Annotated in this window: 13 protein-coding genes; 2 read left to right on the top strand and 11 right to left on the bottom strand. The window is 48.0% G+C overall.

Annotation, left to right across the window (positions count from 1 at the left end):
• Nucleotides 1–63 precede the first annotated feature (63 nt).
• The gene (locus tag HG547_RS03555) at nt 64–1575 is read right to left on the bottom strand and encodes a hypothetical protein (RefSeq protein ID WP_169547026.1); all 1512 of its coding nucleotides are present in this window, start codon (nt 1573–1575) and stop codon (nt 64–66) included.
• 229 nt (nt 1576–1804) lie between these two features.
• Complete coding sequence (locus HG547_RS03550; RefSeq protein ID WP_169547025.1) at nt 1805–3151, bottom strand: MATE family efflux transporter; 1347 nt, start codon at nt 3149–3151, stop codon at nt 1805–1807.
• 422 nt (nt 3152–3573) lie between these two features.
• Between HG547_RS03550 and HG547_RS03545 the strand changes: the two genes are divergently transcribed.
• Nucleotides 3574–5118: an MFS transporter gene (locus HG547_RS03545; RefSeq protein WP_169547024.1), complete on the top strand. Its 1545-nt coding sequence runs from the start codon at nt 3574–3576 to the stop codon at nt 5116–5118.
• Between the two features lie 126 nt (nt 5119–5244).
• Here the strand turns inward: HG547_RS03545 and HG547_RS03540 are convergent, their stop codons facing one another.
• Nucleotides 5245–5766, bottom strand: a complete 522-nt coding sequence (locus HG547_RS03540) for a DUF3087 domain-containing protein (protein ID WP_169547023.1) — start codon at nt 5764–5766, stop codon at nt 5245–5247.
• 342 nt (nt 5767–6108) lie between these two features.
• Here HG547_RS03540 and HG547_RS03535 point away from each other — a divergent pair, with 342 nt between their 5' ends.
• On the top strand, nt 6109–6885 hold the full coding sequence (locus HG547_RS03535; protein WP_037416042.1) for a transporter substrate-binding domain-containing protein: 777 nt from the start codon (nt 6109–6111) through the stop codon (nt 6883–6885).
• Nucleotides 6886–6895: 10 nt separating this feature from the next.
• Here HG547_RS03535 and HG547_RS03530 read toward each other — a convergent pair whose 3' ends face one another.
• The 8 genes from HG547_RS03530 to glgB all read right to left on the bottom strand — a co-directional run bounded on the left by HG547_RS03530 (nt 6896) and on the right by glgB (nt 22860).
• The gene (locus tag HG547_RS03530) at nt 6896–7999 is read right to left on the bottom strand and encodes a GTP-binding protein (protein WP_169547022.1); all 1104 of its coding nucleotides are present in this window, start codon (nt 7997–7999) and stop codon (nt 6896–6898) included.
• Between the two features lie 106 nt (nt 8000–8105).
• On the bottom strand, nt 8106–9476 hold the full coding sequence (locus HG547_RS03525; protein WP_169547021.1) for a DEAD/DEAH box helicase: 1371 nt from the start codon (nt 9474–9476) through the stop codon (nt 8106–8108).
• Between the two features lie 201 nt (nt 9477–9677).
• Nucleotides 9678–12701 (bottom strand): EAL domain-containing protein, encoded by a 3024-nt coding sequence (locus HG547_RS03520; RefSeq protein ID WP_169547020.1) that lies wholly within the window; start codon nt 12699–12701, stop codon nt 9678–9680.
• Between the two features lie 109 nt (nt 12702–12810).
• Nucleotides 12811–14400, bottom strand: a complete 1590-nt coding sequence (locus HG547_RS03515) for a glycogen/starch synthase (protein ID WP_169547041.1) — start codon at nt 14398–14400, stop codon at nt 12811–12813.
• 67 nt (nt 14401–14467) lie between these two features.
• Complete coding sequence (glgC, locus tag HG547_RS03510; protein WP_047535906.1) at nt 14468–15730, bottom strand: glucose-1-phosphate adenylyltransferase; 1263 nt, start codon at nt 15728–15730, stop codon at nt 14468–14470.
• A gap of 118 nt (nt 15731–15848) precedes the next feature.
• Complete coding sequence (locus HG547_RS03505; RefSeq protein WP_169547019.1) at nt 15849–18362, bottom strand: glycogen/starch/alpha-glucan phosphorylase; 2514 nt, start codon at nt 18360–18362, stop codon at nt 15849–15851.
• A gap of 2 nt (nt 18363–18364) precedes the next feature.
• On the bottom strand, nt 18365–20623 hold the full coding sequence (glgX, locus tag HG547_RS03500; protein WP_169547018.1) for a glycogen debranching protein GlgX: 2259 nt from the start codon (nt 20621–20623) through the stop codon (nt 18365–18367).
• Complete coding sequence (glgB, locus tag HG547_RS03495) at nt 20620–22860, bottom strand: 1,4-alpha-glucan branching protein GlgB (RefSeq protein ID WP_169547017.1); 2241 nt, start codon at nt 22858–22860, stop codon at nt 20620–20622. The genes glgX and glgB overlap by 4 nt, the downstream gene beginning before the upstream one ends.
• Between the last annotated feature and the right edge of the window lie 4 nt (nt 22861–22864).

The raw sequence follows: 22864 nt of genomic DNA, 5'->3' as shown, positions 1-22864 counted from the left end.
GAGAAAAATTGTTTCTCCGCCATTTTGATGAAAAAGCTCAATCTATGTTTCTACAACAACCTGCTACATAAAGGCTTTCGTAAACGCTTCCTTCGACTGGCGAATATAATTGCGTGCACTTTGAGCATGTTGTTCCCATACTGCCCTATCGCTTGGATCGGTAAAGGGATTTTGCTCGGCGGCAATCGAGCGCTCAAAGCGGTCATAGAAGGTTAACATCGCTGAAGTAATTTGATTAAAACGTTCTTTAAACTCCTGAAACTCATCCATTTTTTCAGTCGTTTTAATCATGTACTGCACTAGCTCAGCATTACTATTTGAGGCAAGTAAAGCTTCGGCCTTTGCGCTGATATTGGCATTCACTTCAGCCATGATTTGCGCCCGAGTCTGCTCATCTTTACTCATCACCTTACTGTAATTTTCGGGCGTACGGGCAATGCTGGCGTGTTGCAGATAGCTACGCAGATGTTTGTCTAAATCCTTGCGGAAATTGTCTAAGTTCTTCTGCATACTGACTAAATCATTATCGAGTGCGGTCACCTGTTGCAACTCTTTTTCGATTTCAGACATAAAGCGCTCGGCCTGCTGGTAAATCTTCAGGCCGTTTTCCTCGGCAAACTTTTTATCACTGCGACTTAAGTCGCTGTTGTCATAGTTTGAGCGGTCAAAGGTGGCCGCAAGGAAGGATTTAAAAGGTTCAGCAAAGGCTGAGTAGGCGCCAGCACTCACCACATTTAAGGTGGCGGTTGCTAAGTCGCCAAAGGGCTTAACCATAGAGCCTAAACGCGCCTGTTGAATCGGCGACGCAATCCGCTTAGCGTCAGTTAACACCGACCTAAAGGTGTTATAACCCAAAGGGTTAGACATTTTATTGCGCTCAGAGGTCGCCAGTACAAAGGTGATACTGGAATAAATCGCGTTCGAATACTCAAGGTATTGTCTTTGGCTTTCGAGCTGGGCGGCGTAGTTTTTCCCCAGCGTTCTAAAGGATTCGGCCTGAACCTCGTAGTTTTTGTCTTCTTTAAGTTTATCTAAAATGCCGCCGATAATTTTTTGCTCGTTTTTTTGCAGGGCAATATCTAAGCGAATTTTATCGAGGGTTAAATCATCCAAACTGATAGGGCCATTAATCGCTTCAATATCGAGGCGAACATATTGACGACTCGGATCGTCAATCGACACCCGATGGGCTAAATATTCATTTGTGCCAGGAGTAACATCGATAAGCGCCACATGCTGCCACTGGGCATCCAGTTTTAATACGGGCGATGTGAGCACATTAATCCGATATTGGGTTTGGATATTTTGAGTTTTTACCCAAAACTCTAATAGACCCGCTTCCGATACAGGGTATTTACTGACAATACTGCTATTGCCTTCTGCACATAACAACGCACTCTCGCCACTATGGGGCTCAGCACCCTCAAATTGGCACCCCATGATCCAAGACCAAGGTTGTGATAAGCGGTTACCCTCAAAATCGCTAGCAAACACTAACTCATTATCCTTGGCGCTGGCGTTAACACTGGTTAACATGCCAAACAACAGCATAGAGATGACTGCAGCGGTGCGCATAAGAGCCTCTTAAAACTTAAATAACAAACGAAAAGCCAGACAAAGTGGCCCAGAATTTATCCTATCCACCTGCATTACTGTCAGTCGGTAACGGTATTTTATCGACAACACTCATACTACAGACTGAGCTCATTTTAAGCAGGGTTTAAACCAGCGAAATGTATCAGAGCCCATGCCGACACGCCAGTATTAAGTCGGTTTCAAGACTAAGATAATAACTAAACAAAAATTAGGCTTTAATCTTAAGCCGCTGCATAGCAATGAACATCCAAATGACCAATAGCGTGCTACAGGTCGCGAGCGATATCCACACACCGATCACGCCAAAAGCCCAAGCAAAACAGTAGATAATCGCAGCAATCAGTATGAGTTTTGCGCCAGTTAGAATCGATGCTTGTTTCGAACAATTAATCGCTTGGAAGAAGCTCGCCCCCACTAAAATGAGGCCTTCCATCGGCAAGCCCCAGAAATACCATCGCATGCCTTCAATCGCGACGGGCGTAAGGCTTGGGTTATCACCGGCAAACAGGTACACCAACCATTCAGGGCGGGAATAAATCAACACTAGACCGAGTGCGGCGGTGAGTAGGGTCATGCCAAAGGCAATATTGCGTGCCTGTTTAACCCTATCGAAGCGCCCTGCTCCCGCATTAAAGCTATAAATCGGCTGAGTACCGAGGGCAATCCCCTCAAAAATCAGGTAGAAAAACGCTTCGGTATAACTGACCACCCCGTATGCTGCCACATGCAAAGGGCCACCAACCCATAAAAATGCGGTGTTATGCAGAGTCAATACAATCGACAGATACAGATTCATTAAAAAGCTTGGCAAACCAACACGGGCGATGTTGATGCAGTTATCAAGCTTAAGCTTCATCTGCTCTAGGTTGATTTTGAGCTGAGTGCGCGCCCCAAAAAAATGCTGCAGGCAGAGCAAGCCAGTCACAGCCTGCGACAACATGGTGGCAATCGCCGCCCCTGCTAAACCGAAGGGAAACACCACAATAAACAGCCAATCTAAAAAGGTGTTCAGCACGCCACCTAAGATCAGCACAAAGGTCACCATGGAGGGGCGACCATCGTTACGCAGCAAGGTGGTAAATGTCATTGAGATAATAGGGAAATGACATAAGGCAAAATACCAAAACAGGTATTCATTAGCATTTTCGAGTATTTCTCCCTCAGCGCCGAGGGCGATTAAAATATCTCGCGAAAAAATCCCGCCGATTAAGGCAAAAAATGCCCCTGCCAGTAAACACAAGCTAAAGGCGTTGCCGAGCAACTTACGCGCCTTGGCGACATTACCTTGCCCCAAGTTAATCGAGACTAACGCGGCACTGCCCATGCCAATCATGGCACCGACGGCGTAGAGAATCGCGCCCACGGGATAAGCCAGCATCATGCCAGCAAGCCCCGTTTCACCGAGATAATGGCCGACGAAGATACCATCAATGGTGACATATACCCCAGTCACCAGCATGGAGGCGATTGTTGGAATGGTATAGCGCCAGAAAAGCTTCGAAATCGGCTCTTGCAGCAGGCGTTGATCCGTTGCGCTATGGGAAACAGCAGTCATAACCAAATCTCACAAAAATAAAGGCAGGGTGCGCACTCAGATTGTTCTAGCGGTATTCACTTAGATAAATAGAATGATGAACAAAAATGCGGCAATGGATTGTACCTAAATTTTACTTTAATACCAAACCCGATTAGCAGGATAAATTTATAACAAAAACTAATCTACACAATATCTTACTGATGGCACACTTTTACCAACCCATCACGACAAATAAAACACTACTCAATAACAGATGTGGCGAAACTCATCATTTTTCACTACTTTTTTGGTATTTACCCCTTAATTAGGTAAAGTGTAGGTTTATATTGCCCGAAATGAGTTAATTATCGAGGCATTATTTGTCTCTGCAATTTAGCTAACCATTTAATTAATAATGAATTAGTGAAATTAAAGTCAATAACAATAATAAAGGGAAGGACATGAGTCACAATAGTCCAAATGCAGAGAATGATCTGCGCGAAGTCAAACAATTAGGTATGTGGGCCTCCATCACTAGCCTAAGTTATATTTTTTGGTTAGTGGGCGGCATGGAGTTGGTCGAGCGTATTGCCTATTACGGTGTCAAAGCCAGTGCGGGCTTATACGCCAAAGCGCCTGAATCGGCTGGCGGTCTGGGGATCAGCCTCAGCGACTATGGCATTATTATTTCGCTCTGGGCGATTATGCAAACATTTGTACCCGTCTTTACTGGCGGGATTTCCGACCGGGTCGGCTACAAGGAAACCATTTTCGGCTCGACCGTGATTAAAATCATGGGCTACCTGACTATGGCGTTCTTCCCTACCTTTTGGGGCTTTTTATCGGGGGCACTGCTACTCGCCATCGGCACGGGTATCTTTAAACCCGGTATTCAAGGCACCTTAGTGCTCTCCACCAATCGCAATAACACCTCCATGGCTTGGGGGATATTTTACCAAGTCGTGAATATCGGTGGATTTTTAGGGCCACTCGTTGCCGTGCATATGCGCCAGCTTTCTTGGGATAATGTGTTTTATGCCTGCGCTGCAATTATCTCGCTAAACTTCCTGTTTTTATTGACATATACCGAGCCAGGAAAGGCCGAGCGCCTCATCCGTAATCAGCAAATTAAATCAGGTGAAGTCAAACAAGAGTCCCTATGGCGCGACGCTTGGCATGAGCTTAAAAAGCCAATTGTGATCTATTACATGCTGGTATTTTCAGGTTTTTGGTTCTTGTTTAATGCGCTGTTTGATGTACTACCGATTCATATTTCCGAGTGGGTCGATACCAGTGTGATTGTCACTTCGCTCTTTGGTAGTGAAGGCACCAGCAACGGTATTTTACAATTCTGGCTCGGATTAAATAATGAAGGCACGAAAGTGATGCCTGAGGGCATGCTTAACCTCAACGCCGGCTTGATTATGACCAGCTGCTTTTTAATTGCCGCCCTGACCGCCAAATACCGCATAACTACTGCCATGTTGATCGGCTGTTTACTCAGTATTTTAGCCTTTGTGTTTATCGGTGCCTTCCATGCGGCTTGGTTTATTGTGCTCGCCATCGTCATGTTCTCGATTGGCGAAATGATGATTAGCCCAAAGAAAAACGAATTTATGGGTAACATTGCCCCCGAAGGTAAAAAAGCCATGTACCTTGGCTTTGTGATGCTACCTCAAGGGATTGGTTGGGGCTTAGAAGGTTATTTTGGCCCAAAACTCTATGAGATTTTCGCCTCGAAAGAGTTGTTCTCACGCGACTTATTACTCGAGCGCGGCATGAGCGCAACGGATGTGAATGCCATTCCGCAGGGTGAAGCTTTTACCACCTTAGTCAGCTTTACTGGCGAAAACGCCCATGACCTCACTCAGCTGCTCTACCACAGCCACAATATTGGTATGGCTTGGTATATTATTGCGGCGATTGGTACTATTTCGGCGGTGGGTATTTATTTCTATGGTAAGTGGTTACTGACGCTGCAACGTGCGCAGCAGGCAGCGAACTAATACCTTAACTACGTTATCTAAGCCGCTAATTAATTCCAATTAAAAAGTGAGTGTGCATGCACTCACTTTTTATTTAACGGCCTTGATACGCGACTAAGTCATTAAATCTAGTCATTAAATCTAGCCTTAAAAACCCGCTAACAGTTCGACCTCAAATTGTTCAGCCGATAGCGCTAATCCTAAAACGTCACATTGTGCCTGTAACTGTGCAAGCTCCTTATCAACCGCTGATAAGGTCAAGGTATTATCATCCAGCAAATACACTTGGCGTAAACTGGTGAAGTAAAACAGCAATGTAATCAACGCATTTATATCATTACCCGCAGCTGCTGCTTTGACTTTAGCCAGCTTGCGATAAATGCGATTTTGCAGTTGCTTTAACTGCCACACATAATAAATCTCTTTAAAAAAGGGCTGAGTTTTTAGCTGATAGACAATGGCACTACAAAGTAATACCGCCAAAATCACCCCGAGTAAATTCCAGTGGAAATTTCCTGTAGGCTCACCGGGTAAAGCCTCAACGCCAAAGAGCGCAATTAATCCAGCCCCAAAGCCAAGGGAGCAAACGATCAAGGCCAACACTAAGGCCACCATAAACAGGTTCATATTGCTACGATAAAGGGATTTATCAATTTGCTGTAACTTCATGGGTTCTCTTTTAATCAAAATACGCATTGGCGGCGCAGCATAACCCAGTTTGCTTGAGCTTGCCTGAATAATATAAGTCTTCCGCCATCACACCAACCACAAAGGATACAATTTGAAACAAATATGGTTAAGGATTTATATTATAAAATTACCAATCTTTTTATTTAGTTATCTTCCGGTTATTGAGGCACGGTTATCCGCATTAATGACAGGTACGTGCAGATAGGGATCTAAATCAGTGTACAATTTGCTGATATTCAAAGTACGTAACGATTTATTTAACAAACTCCCCTTACTTGCACCACATTCCACTTGGAATGAAGCAACCATCACAGGAATGAAATGGCATTAAAGAACACCTTGCGAAGGTTAGTTTTGCTCACCCTCATTTGCTTAGTCGCCCCTATAAAAGCAGAGGAACTCTTTGCGGTGGGGACTCGTTTTAGCCAAATTTTTGAACAAAAACCGAACGGCGAATACATCGGTTTAGGGGTAGATATACTCAATCGTTTTGCCCAGCAACAAAAAGTGACCATTCATTATCAAATAGCGCCTTGGCGCCGAGCGCAATCTATGGTCGAGCGCGGCCAAGCAGATATTTTAATTGGCCCCTATTTTTCGGAAGAACGGCAAAAGCACTTAGCCTTCTCGGCCCAACCCTTTTATCGCGATGAAATCGTTTTTTATGCCAGAGTCAATCATCCCACGCCTTGGGATGGTAGTTATGCCAGTATCCATGGATTAAGAATTGGCAAAATGCAAGGCTGGAGTTACGGCTATTTGTTTAACGAACGCACCAAAACGCTCACAATTAATGAATTTGCAGATCTCAAAAGTGGTATTGAACGCTTATCCCGTGGCGATCTCGATTTGCTTGCCACCAACATACGCAATACTCAAGCGGTGCTCGCACAAATCAAAATTCCACAGGCAATCACACCTATAATGCCAAGAATTGATATCCAAGATGGCTTTATGGCCTTTCCAAAAGACGTAAAATTTCAACCACTTCAACAACGTTTCGATCTATTTATGCAACATATGGTTGAGACAGGCGAATTGGCTACACTGGCAAAAATACGTGGCGTTACCATTCCCACCTCAATGCTCACCGATTAATCCCCTTCAATTAACCGGCTAAACATTCCATTAAGGCCAGTTCAATGTGGTCCCAATCCAGCTCTTGGGTTGCAATCATTTCGAGCCGAGAATCAACACAATCATCAAGTTCAGTGACAGTCATATCCCCACTGCTCCAATTGATCCCTGCAATACCATCGCTGGTAATCATCACCGCTTTTAAACGCAGTAAAGTAGGACTTGTTTGGGTCTGGAGGGTAATAAATTGCATTAATTTATCAAAATCAAACTCTTGCATAGGTTCAAATACCCAGCCGCAGCTAAAACAGCCCTCCCCCTGATTTTGCTTACGTACTATGCCACGCGCATCAAACTGGTAGACCAGCTCGCTTGCCTCCTCGGTAAACAGCCCCTGCAAACCCAAAGTGTCGGCAGTGTTACGCAACACACTCCGAGATTGGCTCGATGCGTTAATGCTAGCGGCTAGGTTAATGGCCGGTTTAGGTAAATCACGGCGGGGTTGCTTAAGGAGCTCAAGTAATTGAGCCGATAAGCCTTGAGGCAAACTATGCTCCACCACTGGCGTATTATCGAGTTGTAAGGCATTGAGATAATGAGTTAATTCCTGAGCTAATTGCCTGCCCTGCAATACCTCAAACTCAGGATATAAATCGGTTTTGGTCGCAACAATCACATCGGCTACTTGCAACTGCTGCACAAAATTATCATGTCCGCGGTAGCGTTCATCCATTAATTTACGGGCATCGATTAGGCATAAAGTGCTTTGAAGGCGGATAACATGTTGATAATGGGGCGCACTGAGGACTTTAATAATTTCATTAGGGTGCCCAAGTCCCGTAGGTTCAATCAGCAAGCGATCAGGCTTAGCACGGGCGATCAGTTGATTGATTGCCACTTGCGTGGGTACGCCCGCCGCGCAGCACATGCAGCCCCCCGCAACTTCACGAATCTGCACCCCACTGTTGTTTGCCTCTAAGAGGCCCGCATCGATACCGACTTCACCAAATTCATTGACTAATATCGCCCAAGTTTCGCCCTCAGGTTTAGTCTTCAAAAGTTGTTTTATAAGCGTTGTTTTACCGACACCTAAAAAACCTGTGATGATATTGGTGGGAATGGCTTTGACGATCATGGACAACACTCGCAGGGTAACGGGCAACGTTTAGGGGCATTCGAGTGTAGGGATATTCTAGTTAAAGCTCAACAAAAAGCGCGCCTTGGGCGCGCTGCGTACTGCACTATTTTACTTTATTGCCGCCCTGCGGCTTTCCACCAGAACGCTGAGTTTGAAATGGGCTAAATTTCGCCTTATCTTTTGAATACTTACCCTCGCGGGTAGGAGATTTTCTTGCTCTAGCTTGGCTCTCACTCGACTTTCCAGCAGCACTGACTTTGCCAATAGTGCGATCTTTTGGTGCTTTATAACTCCATTTAGTTTTAGTGGTTGCCGCGGGAGCATCGCGGTAACGTGCAGGCAGTGGCGTGCCCTCCTCGTAACCAGGCTGCACGGTGACAGGGAGTTGCTGACCAATTAAAGCTTCAATTTCTGCGAGCATTTCATCATCTGCTGGGCTGACAAATGAAATCGCTCGACCTGACAGGCCCGCACGACCAGTGCGGCCAATACGATGGACATAATCTTCCGCGAGGAAAGGCAACTCTAGGTTTATCACTAAGGGCAGCGCCTGAATATCAAGCCCGCGGGCCGCCACATCGGTTGCCACCAACACGCGCAGTTTTCCGGCTTTAAAATCATCGAGCACACGATTACGCGCCCCTTGGGTTTTATCCCCATGAAACACGCCCGCGCTGATCCCATCGAGTGTTAACTCCTGCAATAAATGCTCAGCGCATTCCTTAGTACTGGCGAACACCAACACTTGGCGCCAATTATTGCGCCCCACCAGCTCAGATAATAACTCTGCTTTGCGGCGCTTATCGACCCGATACACTAGCTGTTCTACGGTCGATGCCGTGGTATTTTCGGCAACATTAACCCATTCAGGTTGATTGAGCATCTTATGGGAGAGTTGCTTCACCGCATCGCTATAGGTGGCTGAAAACAACATCGTTTGATGTACTGGGGCAATAAGGCGCTTCACCTTTTCAATGTCGCGTACAAAGCCTAAATCGAGCATACGATCCGCTTCGTCGACCACTAAGGTCGTTACACTGGACAGGTCTAAATTGAACTGACCAATAATATCGAATAGTCGCCCTGGCGTTGCGACGAGGATATCGACGCCCTGCTCGACGCCTTTACGCTGCGGATTCATATTCGCACCGCCATAAACCGCTAAGGTTTTAAGGGGCAAAAACTGGCTATATTTTTGAATATTCGCACAAACTTGAATTGCCAACTCACGGGTTGGCGTCATCACTAAGGCGCGCAGCAAGGGTTTATCGGCAGGCTGGGCAGCAAGTTGCTCAAGCACGGGCAAGGCGAAGGAAGCGGTTTTACCTGTTCCAGTCTGAGCACAGGCCATAATATCCTTCCCCGTTAAGGCGAGAGGAATAACCTGTTGTTGCACTTGAGTGAGTTGCTGATAGCCACACTCAGTTATCGCATTAAAAATAGGTGAAGATAAGCCGAGTGTGTCAAATTTCATAGGAACTCTTAGGTGTTAGTCGGTGGAATTGCTCAATGCGCAGCAAAAAAGTGACGAATCGAAGAGATGACTTATTGTACTCTTCAACATTATTAATTTTCTGCATCATGCCCTTAAATGGGGCCGCGGAGTCTAGCAAAATTCGCGGCGGATTTATAGGCAAAACGTCGCACGCCTGATAAACCTTTCTCGCCTAGGTGTTTATGTCAGCAAATACTTGCTGGCAAACTCACTGGCACTGACGGGTTTAGAGAATAAATAACCTTGGCCATAGTCGCAGCCTGCATTGAGCAACACCTGCCGCTGTGCCTCGGTTTCAACCCCTTCGGCGATGACTTTCATGCCCAATTTATGGGCCATCACAATGATGGCTTCACACAAGGTGTGGTCATTTTCATCCGTATCAATATGACGGGTAAATGATTGATCTATTTTCAAATAGTCGATATCGAATTTCTTCAAATAGGCCAGTGATGAATACCCGGTACCAAAGTCATCTAAGGAAACTTGCACGCCCGCATCCCGATAGGCTAACAATTTTTCGGTCACGCCCATGCTAGCATCAAGCAATAGCCCCTCGGTAATTTCCACACAAACGCCAGTACCAGTGACATCTAACTGCTGCAGTAATTCAAGCCAATTGTGTAACAGTGTGCCCTCGTCACGGAACTGTATAGGCGATTTGTTAACACTGATCTGAATTTCCACGCCCAACGTCTTGCGCCACTGGGCGCTTTGGCGTGCTGCTTGTTCAAATACCCAGTTACCGATTTCAACAATCAGCCCTGTATCTTCAGCAACGGGAATAAATTCTGCTGGCGATACAGAGCCGCGCTCCGGATGGAACCAGCGCAATAAGGCTTCTGCCTTAGCCACTTCACCAGTCGCCATCGCTACTATCGGTTGATAATGCAGTTCAAATTCTTTATTCAGCACGGCTTGACGGAGATCGTGAATTAATCGCATGCGGTACTTAGCGTATTCCTGCATCGAAGGCGTGAAATAGTTAAACCGATTGCGGCCTTGATCTTTTGCCGCATACATAGCCTGATCCGCATGTTTAAGTAAACCTTCAATACTGGTCGAATCATCGGGGTAAAGCGTGATACCAATACTGGCGCTAATATAAGCAGTTTCTTCACCGAGCAGATAGGGCTCGGCAATACGCCTTAAAATATGTTCGGCAACTCGCTCAATCCCCTTATGATCAGCCATAGCACTTAATACTACGGTAAACTCATCACCGCCAAGTCGCGCCACTACATCGGCATCCCGCACACAGGATTTTAAGCGACTGGCGGTTTCTATCAGTAATTGATCCCCCATGGCGTGACCTAAGGTATCGTTAACCTCTTTAAAGTAATCGAGATCGAGGAACATCAGCGCAAAGTGATTGCGATTACGGTCGGCATTCTTGATTTCGGCACTTAAATATTCGAGCAACATGCGTCGATTAGGCAGGCCAGTCAAGGTATCGTAGTTGGCTTGTTTCCAGATTAAATGTTCACTTTGTTTTTTATCGGTAATATCAGAAAAAAGCGCAACACGACGATAAGGCAAACCCTCGGCATTATTAATCGTATTAATGGTTAGCCAAATGACATACTCTTCATTATTCTTACGCCGTTGGCGCATTTCACCCTGCCACTCGCCTTTTTCGCGAATGTCATTATTCATGCGCTGATAAAAATCGTGACCATTAAGGTCGCAATACATCATACGAATATGCTGTCCACGAATTTCAGACTCGCTATAGCCAGTGATATCGGTAAATGCGGCGTTTACGGTAATAATCACTCCGTTTTCATCGAGTACACTCATGGCTTCGGAGCTATTGTTATAAACTAACGCAGAGAGTTTTAAAGACTCTTCAATCAACTTAGCATCGGTGATATCGGTATAAGTACCGCACATTCTGAGCGCATTGTTATTGGCATCACGGCTCACCACTTTACCGGTATCTAAAATCCAGCGGATGTCGCGGTTAAGGGTTTTTAAGCGATATTCCATCTTATGTTGCGGCGTTTCGCCACGAATATGGGCCTCGATAGAATGCAATACTTTGGGCCTATCCTCAGCCACTATCGAGTCCATCCATTGGCGACTATTGGCATTGAGCATATCGATATCGCAACCTAAAATATCGGCACTGCGGGCATTTCGCTCGATATGGTCATTACGAATATCCCAGTCCCATACCCCAAGATCGCTACTGCTCAATACCAACTCAAGTTGCTCACGACTGGCGAGCACCTCCATGTCAGCTAATGTTTGCGCCGTGACATCCAAAAAGCCTGCAATCACTAATAATACCTGATGATTTGCGCGCTTACAGGCTACTGTCATATGGGTGTAAACAATCGAGTTATCCTTGGCAATAAAGCGTTTATCTAATTCGTAATTATCGATTTTGCCTTCAAGCATTAGCTCAAACTTTAATAGATCAGCTTCAACATCACCGGGGTGAGTAAGCTGCTTCCAAGTCATATGCAGCAACTCATCCTCTGAGTATTTAAGCATCTGGCATAACCTTGGATTCACCTTGATCCACTTTTGATCGACGCCAGTAATGGCAATCCCAATATTGCCGACGTTAAATTGGCTGCGGAATAAAAAATCATCTTGCAGGCGAATTTGCTCGTCCCGCTCTAGCTCAAAACGGCGAGATAGCAAAAGACTTAGCAGCCAGGTAGCAAGGGGATAAATCAATAATATTGGTAAGGCGATTTTCGACAATACGGGCAATGCAAGCTGGTTAGGCAGCAGAAAAAACCATGACAACATCACTAAATGCACTAAAAAAGCAAAACCAAAGACTTCTTTACCGGAAATATTGGCAAGATAGGACTTACGATAATGCCGCCATATCACACCGATAAGACCGGAACTGATAATTACGCCAACGCCAACCCACATGGCGACACCGCCAATACTGAGTCGGTACAGCGAAGTGATAACAACGGCAATCGCCGTCGGCAAACCACCAAAAAACAGGCCCGAAACACACAAGAGTACAGAGCGGGTATCGAAGATAATACCGGGTTCGTACATCCATGGGGTGCTCATAATCGCGACACCAATGCCACCGATAAATAAGCCAATCCCCAGCCGCCATAGTAAAAAATACTGCCGCTGATGCTTTTTAGGAATCGCATCGTACAAAAACACTAAGGCGAGCAGTAACGCTGCATTTTGTACTAAGGGTAAGAAAATGCTTTTATCCATGGATGTGGAAGCAACTCCAAAAATGAGGAAATGGTCTATCTTACGAAAACTCTCCCCCAAAAGTGTAGCAGAATTGCTTACAAATCATGATCTAATTACATGGGGTAATTCACAAAATGTTGTAAAGTTGTTTCTTGTAATCAAAGGCGATGCTATGCCAATCGAAGCGCCGCGCTTTCGCCTTGCGTTTTAATTGCGTCCAATCACGCGTATTAAATTTATCGAGTGCTTCAGCCAGCTTTGCCAGCATAGCCTCGCCCTGGCTTTTGATATCTTCGCCATAAAACACAAAACCATCGATATTGTCCTCGACCGTATCCCTTAATCCGCCCACGCCATGTACTAAGCAAGGCTGACCGCTACGCATGGCGAGCATTTGGCTAATACCACAGGGCTCAAAAGAACTCGGCATCAGGAACAAATCACCCACTTGATAAAGACACTGGGAGAGTTCCTCATGGTATCCCTGCAGAAATACAAAATGGGCATACTTAGCCGCAAGGGTTTGAAAAAACAGCCCTATCTCTGGGTCGCCGCTGCCAAGCAGCACAAATAGCGCCTTGGGCTGCGTCAGCTGCAACTGTTGCAGTAATGTCTCTAATACCGATAAGCCAGAAGGTAAAATATGGCGCAGGATCAATACTTTTTGATCGGTAAGCCGACCAACAGACGTCAACAGAAAGTTCGGGAACTCCCCCACAGAGGCTTGGCGCCACAGGGCTTGCAGCCGCGTAAAAGCAATCATATCGACGCCACTCACCTGAGTTCGCCCACCCTGCCACTGGGCTAAAGCTGACTCGATGCAACTCAGTAGCTTCGTAAAATCCGTTAATTCCATACGTTCGAGGGAGGTTTGAGCTAAAGCCTCTGGGTATTCGCAACCGTTTAAAATCCCCAGTACTCGACCTTGATCAGCTTTATGTTGCAAATCGGCCTCAAGCCCTTCTCCACCGAAAAAGCCCAACTCTGGGCGAGAGGGAAGCAAGACTTCCTTCGCGTAGGTAGGTGAGACTAAATGCACCCTATCCGCCAGCCTAATCCCCATCCGCATCGGATTAATGCAATGGGGATAACGGGGGTCGATATTCTGGGCGCGTTGGCCCTCATCCAACTGGGCAAATAAGTGAGGAAACCAAGCCGCAAAGCTTGACGTATCATGGCTCAGCGGCCTAATGCCCTGCAGGGCAAGATTATGAATCGAAAACACACATTCTATGCTTTTTAACGCTTGATACTCAGGCGCCAGCGCTCGCAGCATGGCTAAACATCCCGTGTGCCAGTCATGCAGATGTAAAAGCTCAGGCATAGGCACAAGCCCTGCCACTAAGGTCTTGGCTACGCTTGCACACAACAGCGCAAACTTAGTCGCATCATCGGCAAAGGGGCGATCACTTGTGCCTTGGCTATAAATCTGCCCGGGGCTCGATTGCCAGAGCCCATGCTCGAGCAAGTAAATATTGGCGCCCAGCACCTTGGGGTGCGCCAGCCAATACAACTTAATCGGCTCCTGTCGCCCGGCAAAACTCACCTCAAACTCATGGATAAGTTTGGCGTCAAAGCCCGTTAAAAATCCGTAGCTTGGCATAATGACATCAGCTTGGATCTCAACCCCCGCCAGCGCTTGGGGCAAGTCACGGATCACATCCGCCATGCCGCCCACTTTCGCCCCTTTCAGCGCCCCATTTTCCGCCGCGACCATTAATATGCGTTTCACCTAACTTCATACTCCAACAGGGTTAATATTCAAGCTAATTAATGGGTTTACCTTACTCGTAGCCCACCGGCAGCCCTAACATATCGCGGGTGACTAAGGTAATGCCTTTCTCGGACACCCTAAAGCCTTTTGCCCTGTCATGGTCGTGGTTATAACCGATCACTGTGCCTTCGGGGATAATACAACCCCTATCGATGATGGCGTTTTTAATCTTGCAGTGGCGCAGCACCACCACATCGGGCAGCACGACTGAATCCTCAACCACTGAGTAAGAACAAACCCGCACCTCGTTAAACAGCACGCTGCGACGCACGGTCGCGCCCGAGATAATGCAGCCGCCGGAAATAATCGAATCCACCGCCATGCCGCGTCTATCGTCATCGTCGAACACAAATTTAGCGGGAGGTAATTGCTCCTGATAAGTCCAAATCGGCCATTTGGCATCGTAGAGGTTTAAGGCAGGCGTGGGCGATAGCAATTCCATATTGGCCTGCCAAAAAGAATCCAAGGTGCCCACATCGCGCCAATAGGCTTGCTCATTCGGGAAGGCGCTCTTAAAGGGATAGGCAAACACTTTATGTTTTTCGATGATCGAGGGAATAATGTCTTTGCCAAAATCCCGATCGGAATTGGCGTTTTGCGCGTCTTTCTTCAACTGTTCGAACAAAAACTCAGTGTTAAACACATAGTTGCCCATCGAGGCGAGGCACTTCTCTGGATTGCCTGGGGAATGTTTAGGGTATTTAGGTTTTTCTTCAAAGCCTAGGATGCGCATCTCGTCATCGACTTCCATCACCCCAAATGCGCCCGCGGCTTCGGCCACGGGCACCTCAAGGCAGGAGACTGTCATATCGGCGCCGGATTCGGCATGGGCGGCCAGTAAGCCAGCATAATCCATGCGATACACATGGTCACCCGAGAGCACCATCACGTACTTAGGCAACTCATGGCGGATGATGTCGATATTTTGGAATACCGCATCGGCCGTGCCTTGATACCAATTCTCAGAGTAACGTTGTGAGGCGGGCAGAATTTCCACCGACTCACCTAATTCCTTTTTAAAGTGGCCCCAACCGCGCATCACGTGGCGAATTAACGAGTGCGACTTATATTGGGTCACCACCCCAACACGGCGGATCCCCGAGTTGATGCAATTCGACAGCGGAAAATCGATGATCCTAAACTTGCCCCCGAAATACAGCGCGGGTTTAGCGCGCCAGTCGGTGAGTTCATGTAAACGCGAGCCTCGGCCACCAGCCAGAATCAATGCATAGGTTTCACGAGTTAAATTACTGATATAACGTACATTAGACATAGGCTCTACTCCCCAAATAGCACATCAGTGCCGATTGCTTCACAACCACTCTTCCCTGCCGCCCTAAGGCCGCAGCATTGCATACAACTGCGTATTCCTTCGCTCATTAACGACTCCCTTACAGTTTCCAAATTTCATCCCGATAGCCTGCAATCGTCACATCACTGGAGAAGCGACCACTGGCCGCCGTGTTGCGAATGCTCATTTGCGTCCACTTTTTCGGATCTTTATAAGCCTTAGCCACAGCCTCTTGGGCGAGGCGATAACTATCGAAATCCGCCGCAGTCATCCACTGGTCGTCCGCGCTTTCAATCGAGGCGATAATCGGGTCGAAAATTCCCGGTTCCAGTAGGTTAAAATGGCCGCTCTTCAGTAAGGCCATGACTTCGGATAAGGCGTGGGACTCGGCGATAATGCGCTGAGGTTGGTAATCACAGCGCATTTGGGCCACTTGATCGGCGTTGAGGCCAAAGAGGAAGAAGTTATCCTCGCCTACCTCTTCGAGCATCTCGATATTGGCGCCATCTAAGGTGCCTATGGTGAGTGCCCCGTTCATCATAAACTTCATATTGCCCGTGCCAGAGGCCTCCTTACCCGCGGTGGAGATTTGTTCGGAGACATCGGTGCCGGGGCAGATTTTTTCCATCGCACTGACGTTGTAATTGGGCAGAAACGCAAAGCGCAGATAAGGCGCCACCACAGGATCGCAATTGACCATATGGGCAACATTACTGGCGAGTTTGATGATGAGCTTCGCCATAAAGTAACCGGGTGCAGCCTTGCCACCGATCAGCACGCAGCGTGGCACCAGATGCTCTGTATGCCCCTGCTGGATTTGATGGTAAAGATGAATAACATGCAGAATATTGAGTAGCTGACGCTTGTACTCGTGGATCCGCTTGACCTGCACATCAAACAGCATTGAAGGGTCAAACTCGACGCCACATTCCTTAGCAATCATCTTGGCCAGCACCGCCTTGTTGGCTTGCTTCACATCACGCCACTTTTGGATAAAGCTGGCGTCCTGGGTTAAGGCATTGAGTGCCGTCAGTTGGCTTAAGTCCGTCACCCAACCTTTGCCTAAATGGTTGGTTAACAGTTTGGCGAGTGAAGGATTGCAGTGGGCTAACCAACGCCTTGGCGTCACCCCGTTAGTGCGATTGTTAAACTTCTGCGGCCACAGGCTATAAAAATCCTTAAACAGGCCCGACTTTAACAATTGGGTATGTAATCCAGCGACACCGTTCACCGAAAAGCTGGCCACGATGGCTAAATAGGCCATGCGGACGTGTGGATCGGGGCCATCTTGAATAATCGACATGCTGGCCAGTTTGGCACCATCCCCTGGCCAGTGGTGGGCAACTAAATCGAGGTATCTGGCGTTGATTTCATAGATGATTTCTAAAATACGCGGCAGCATCAATGCCATCATACGCACAGGCCAGCGCTCTAATGCCTCGGGTAGCAGCGTATGATTGGTATAAGCAATGGTTTGACTGGTGATCGACCAAGCGGCATCCCATTCGAGGCCATATTCATCCACCAGCAGCCGCATTAACTCGGGGACCGCAATACTGGGATGAGTGTCATTCAATTGCATCACATTTTTTTCAGCAAAATGAGTGAAATCATTGCCATGGTGATGTACCCAACGTTTTAAAATTGCCTGTAAGCTAGCGGAAGACAAAAAATATTGCTGACGCAGCCGCAGCTCCTTACCGTTTTCGCTGGCATCGTTGGGGTAAAGCACCATAGTGATCTGCTCGGCGAGGTTTTTACGCGCCACGGCCTCTGTGTAATCGCCTTGGTTAAATTCTGCTAAGTCAAAATCATCCGTCGCTTCGGCCTTCCAGAGTCTTAAGCTATTCACGCGACCATTGCGATAGCCAGGAACAGGCATATCGTAGGCAACAGCGAGCACATCTTGGGTATCGACCCAAATCATGTGCCTGCGCCCTTGTTTATCGACATAGGATTCGGTGTGACCAAAGAACTTTACCGTCACATTATGGTGCGGAACACGCACCTCCCAAGGGTTGCCCTCACGTAACCAGCGATCAGGGCGCTCAACCTGATAACCATCAACTATCTTTTGGGCGAACATGCCGTATTCGTAACGAATGCCATACCCAGTCACGGATAAGTCCATGCTGGCGCAACTATCGAGAAAACAAGCTGCAAGCCGCCCAAGGCCACCATTGCCTAAGCCCGCGTCATGTTCGGCCTCTTCTATCTCCTCGAGTGAAACAGAGTAATGGCTTAACGCCTCGCGGCTATCTTGCTCTAACTCTAAGTTTAACAAGGCATTGCCCAGTGTCCTGCCCATTAAAAACTCGAGTGACAAATAGGCCACTTGTTTGTTGTCGTAACAGCTATCTTTGATGCGCGTCTCACGCCAATCATCCAGCATTTGCTCTTTTACGCTGAGAGCCAGCGCTTGAAATAATTCACCACGCGCCCCTTCGCCGCGGCTTAATCCATAGCGAACATGGCGAGTAAAAGAAGCGGGTAAGGCATCACAGGGCTCGCAGGGTTCGGGTGCTATTTTGCTCTTACTTTCAACCGTCTTTGTTGAACGTTTTTTGGGAGTAACGCCGCTGGTATTTGGGCTCAGCTCACTGTTATGACTCATAGTTAATTCCTTATAAAATCAGCATGAAACAGCATAAGACTGCGATCCTGTAGCAAGTACCGCGTCGGTGAGGACTGAGCATCCAGCGGCTCAGTGGGAGTTAAAAATTGTGGGTCCGTTTGGGTATGCAGCAGGCATTGCCACGGCCCTAAACCGTCAAAAACCGGCAGGGTAAAGGCCAAAGGGTGCTCATCAGCATTAACCATCAACAGCAGTGCTTGAAGGTTGTCACCCTGAGTCTGCGGCTGAGTGGCGGTTAAATTACCTGATAACACCACACTAAGACTGCGCCCAATGGACTCGCTCCACAGGCTTTTACTCATGGGCTCCCCTTGACGACTAAACCAATCCAGCCTCACCCCCGTTGGGGTTGAGACAGGGCTTGCCGCTTGGATTGCAGATGCCTCAGGCGACCAATTGAAGGCATTGGCCACTAGCTGCTCATGGATAAAACGTTTGGCGCACAGCAGCGGGAAGCGTTTACGCAAGGCAATGAGCTGTGAGGTGAAATTCAGCAATGAGCTATCCATGCCATCCGCTGACCAATCGAACCAATTCAAGGGGTTATCTTGGCAATAGGCGTTATTATTCCCGCCTTGGGTGCGGCCCGCCTCATCACCACTGAGTAACATAGGCACTCCTTGGGAGAGAAATAGCGTGGTCAATAGATTGCGTTGCTGGCGGGCGCGCAGCGCAAGAATGGTGGCATCCTCAGTGTCGCCCTCTACCCCATAGTGATAGCTGAAGTTCTCATGGTGGCCGTCGCGGTTTTCTTCACCGTTGGCCCAATTGTGCCGCTCGCAATAACTCACTAAATCTTTGAGGGTAAAACCATCGTGACTGGTTAAAAAGTTGATACTGGCGGCAGGAGGCCGGCCGCTATGCTCAAAGAAATCCCCCGAGCCATGAAAACGCCGCGCAAACTCGGGCAACATGCCGTGATCGCCGCGCCAAAAACGCCGCATGGTGTCGCGGTATCTGTCATTCCACTCGCTAAAAGCCACCGGGAAATTGCCGAGCTGGTACCCACCAGGGCCAATATCCCAAGGCTCGGCAATCAGCTTCACCCGGCATAACACAGGGTCTTGCAGCAGCGCATCAAAAAAACCGCTACCTGGGTCAAATCCATAGGCTTCACGGCCAAGGCAGGCGGCTAAATCGAAACGAAAACCATCGACGCCCATCACTTCGACCCAGTAACGCAGCGAATCTAACACCAACTGCAACATGCGCGGATGGTTGAGGTTTAAGGTATTACCGCAGCCAGTATCATTGATATAAAAGCGTTTATCATTTGGATGCAGGCGGTAATAACTCAGATTGTCGATACCGCGAAAGCTAAAGGTCGGCCCGAGGCGACTGCCCTCGGCGCTGTGGTTATAGACCACATCGAGAATGACTTCGATACCCGCGCCGTGCAGCGCATCCACCATGTTACGAAACTCAGCGATATCCTCAATCGAGAGATAACTCGGCTCAGGCGCAAAAAAGCCAATGCTGTTGTAACCCCAATAGTTAGATAGCTGTTTTTCAAGCAAAAATGGCTCGGAGAAGAATGTCTGAACCGGCAGTAACTCGACGCAATTTACGCCGAGATTAACTAAGTAATCTATCGCCGCCTTCGATGCTAGCCCTGCAAAGGTGCCTCGCAGCGGTGCATCTATCTCAGGGTGCAGTGCGGTAAAACCCTTTATGTGCATCTCATAGATAATGCACTGCTCAAGCGGTAGTGGCTCACGCTTACTTGTAAGAGGCCGAATAGTATGCGCCTTAGCGGCATTAAAAAGAGGTCGAGTATCGACCACTTTGCATTTGGGGACAAAAGCTGCGTTATCTAAGGTGCTGAAAGATAAGTCTTCATTAGGACTATCTATCTCATAGCCAAAGTTGGCGATATGGTGGTGATAACGCCCCACGAGCTGGCGCGCGTAAGGGTCTAACAATAATTTGTGTGGATTAAATCTGTGGCCTAATTGCGGCTCGTAAGGACCATAGACACGGTAGCCATAAAGCTGGCCAGCACTCAGCCCATGCACATACAAATGCCAGATTTGCTGGGTCTGCTCCGTCAAGGCGATGCGCTGAATTTCCACCTCGCCTTGGGCATCAAACAGACATAACTCCACCCCTGTGGCATGGGCCGAAAACAGGGCGAAATTCACCCCGCCATCATCGACCGTCGCCCCAAAGGGAAAAGGCTGCCCCGCACTTAGGTTAAAGGCGGTTGAGCCATCAGCATTTACAGGCACAGGATTCGTCATAGGCTAACATCTCTATCGGGCGCATCCATCGCTGGCCCGAGGATTAAGCAACCCAGAGGCGGCACAGTGATCAACGCGCTCGACGCCATACCCTGCCAAGGTAAATCTTCGGCAATCACCTTGCCCGCATTACCCTGATTACTGCCGCCATAGAGATGGCTGTCGCTATTGAGGTACTCACAGAAATCCCCGCCTTGGGGCAAGCCAATACGAAATCCTTGGTGCAGGGTTGGTGTCATATTCACCACAAACACTAAGGGCACATCACTGCCCTCGCCATAGCGAACAAAGCTAAAAATACTGTCGCGGCCATTGTCACAATCGAGCCAGCGAAAACCCTGCGAGTCATAGTCGAGCACGGATAAGGCGGGGAATTGGCGATAGAGCTGATTCAAATCCCGAAGCCAGCGCTGCACGCCTTGGTGAGGCTCGAAGGCGAGCAAATGCCAATCGAGGCTATGGTTATGGTTCCATTCGTCGCGCTGGGCGAACTCGCTGCCCATAAACAGTAGTTTTTTGCCCGGATGCCCCCACATAAAGCCGTAATAGGCCCTGAGGGTAGCGAATTTTTGCCAATCATCGCCGGGGATTTTATGCAGTAAAGAGCCCTTGCCGTGCACTACTTCATCGTGGCTTATCGACAGCATAAATTGCTCCGAATAGGCATACATCAAACTAAAGGTCAGCTGGTTATGGTGATACTGGCGATAGATGGGATCGCGGCCCAAGTAACTTAGGCTGTCGTTCATCCAGCCCATATTCCACTTAAAACCAAACCCCAGCCCGCCGCAATCCGTCGGCTTAGTCACACCAGCAAAGGCAGTTGACTCTTCTGCTATCATGCAAATGCCGGGGAAGGCTTGATACAAGCGTTGATTCAACATTTGCAGAAAATGAATCGCCTCTAAATTCTCCCGTCCGCCATAGGCATTGGGCAGCCATTGCCCAGGTTCGCGGCTGTAGTCGAGGTACAACATGGATGACACCGCATCGAGCCTTAGGCCATCGAGGTGAAATTCCCGCAGCCAATAACAGGCATTGCTGAGCAGAAAACTGCGCACCTCACCGCGGTCGTAGTTATAGATCAGCGTATCCCAATCGGGGTGTGTGCCTTTGCGCGGATCCTCATGTTCATAGAGGCAAGTACCATCAAAACGCACAAGGCCATGGGGATCCTTAGGGAAATGCGCTGCAACCCAATCGAGTAACACGCCAATCTCGGCCTGATGGCAGGCATCGATAAAGGCCTTTAAGCCATTAGCATCACCAAAACGATGGGTCGGCGCATACAGACCAACGGGTTGATACCCCCAAGAGCCATCGAAGGGATATTCACTGATCGGCATCAACTCGATATGGGTAAAGCCTTGCTCTTTCACATAGGGGATCAACTGCTCGATTAAGTCTTGATAATCAAAATATTGCTCACCAAACTCGCCTTTTCGGCGCCAAGAGCCTAACTGCACTTCGTAGATAGACATAGCGGCGCGATGCCAAGCCGTGCTCCCCCGTTTGTCCATCCATTGTGTATCTGCCCAAGGGTGTTGGTGTTTTTTCGGCACTATAGAGGCATTGTGCGGCGCACATTCCATTTGGGTCGCCATAGGGTCAGATTTGGCGTGACGCTCGCCATTTTGATAAATCAAATCAAACTTATAGTGCACGCCTTCGGCAACATCAGGCAGGAAAATCTCCCATAAGCCGTTGGCCAGATGTTGGCGCATCACATGGCGAGTATCATCCCAGTGATTAAAATCCCCCACCACAGAGACTCGTTTAGCATTGGGCGCCCATACGCAAAAATGCACGCCTTCGACGCTATCGACTTGGTGCCAGTTCGCACCTAAAAAGCGATAGGCCTGCTCAGAGCTTCCTTCGCCGAAGAGGTATAAATCTTCACTATTGAGGAGTGAACCAAACTGATAAGGATCGATAATATCCAGCTCGCAAAGGGGATAAGTCACCCGTAGCGCATACAAAAAGGGCTTAACCCGTCTGCCAAGTGTACCCGCAAACAGCCCTGCCTCATTGATGCGTTCAAGGCTCGCCACCTTACGGCCATCCTTAAGACTTATCACATCAACCTTTTGGGCGTTGCGTAAAAAACAGCGCACCACCAAGGCCTTGCCCTCGTTGATGCTGTGCATACCGAGCAGGGAAAACACATCCGTATATTGACCGTTTAACAGCGCGACATCGCTACCGTCATAGAAGTAAGTCTGGGCTTGAGTCATCATTTGG

This window comes from Shewanella sp. DNRA4, assembly GCF_012843185.1.
GTDB lineage: Bacteria > Pseudomonadota > Gammaproteobacteria > Enterobacterales > Shewanellaceae > Shewanella > Shewanella xiamenensis.
Note: the sequence above shows the minus strand (reverse complement) of the source record. Positions and strands in the feature narration are given on the sequence as shown.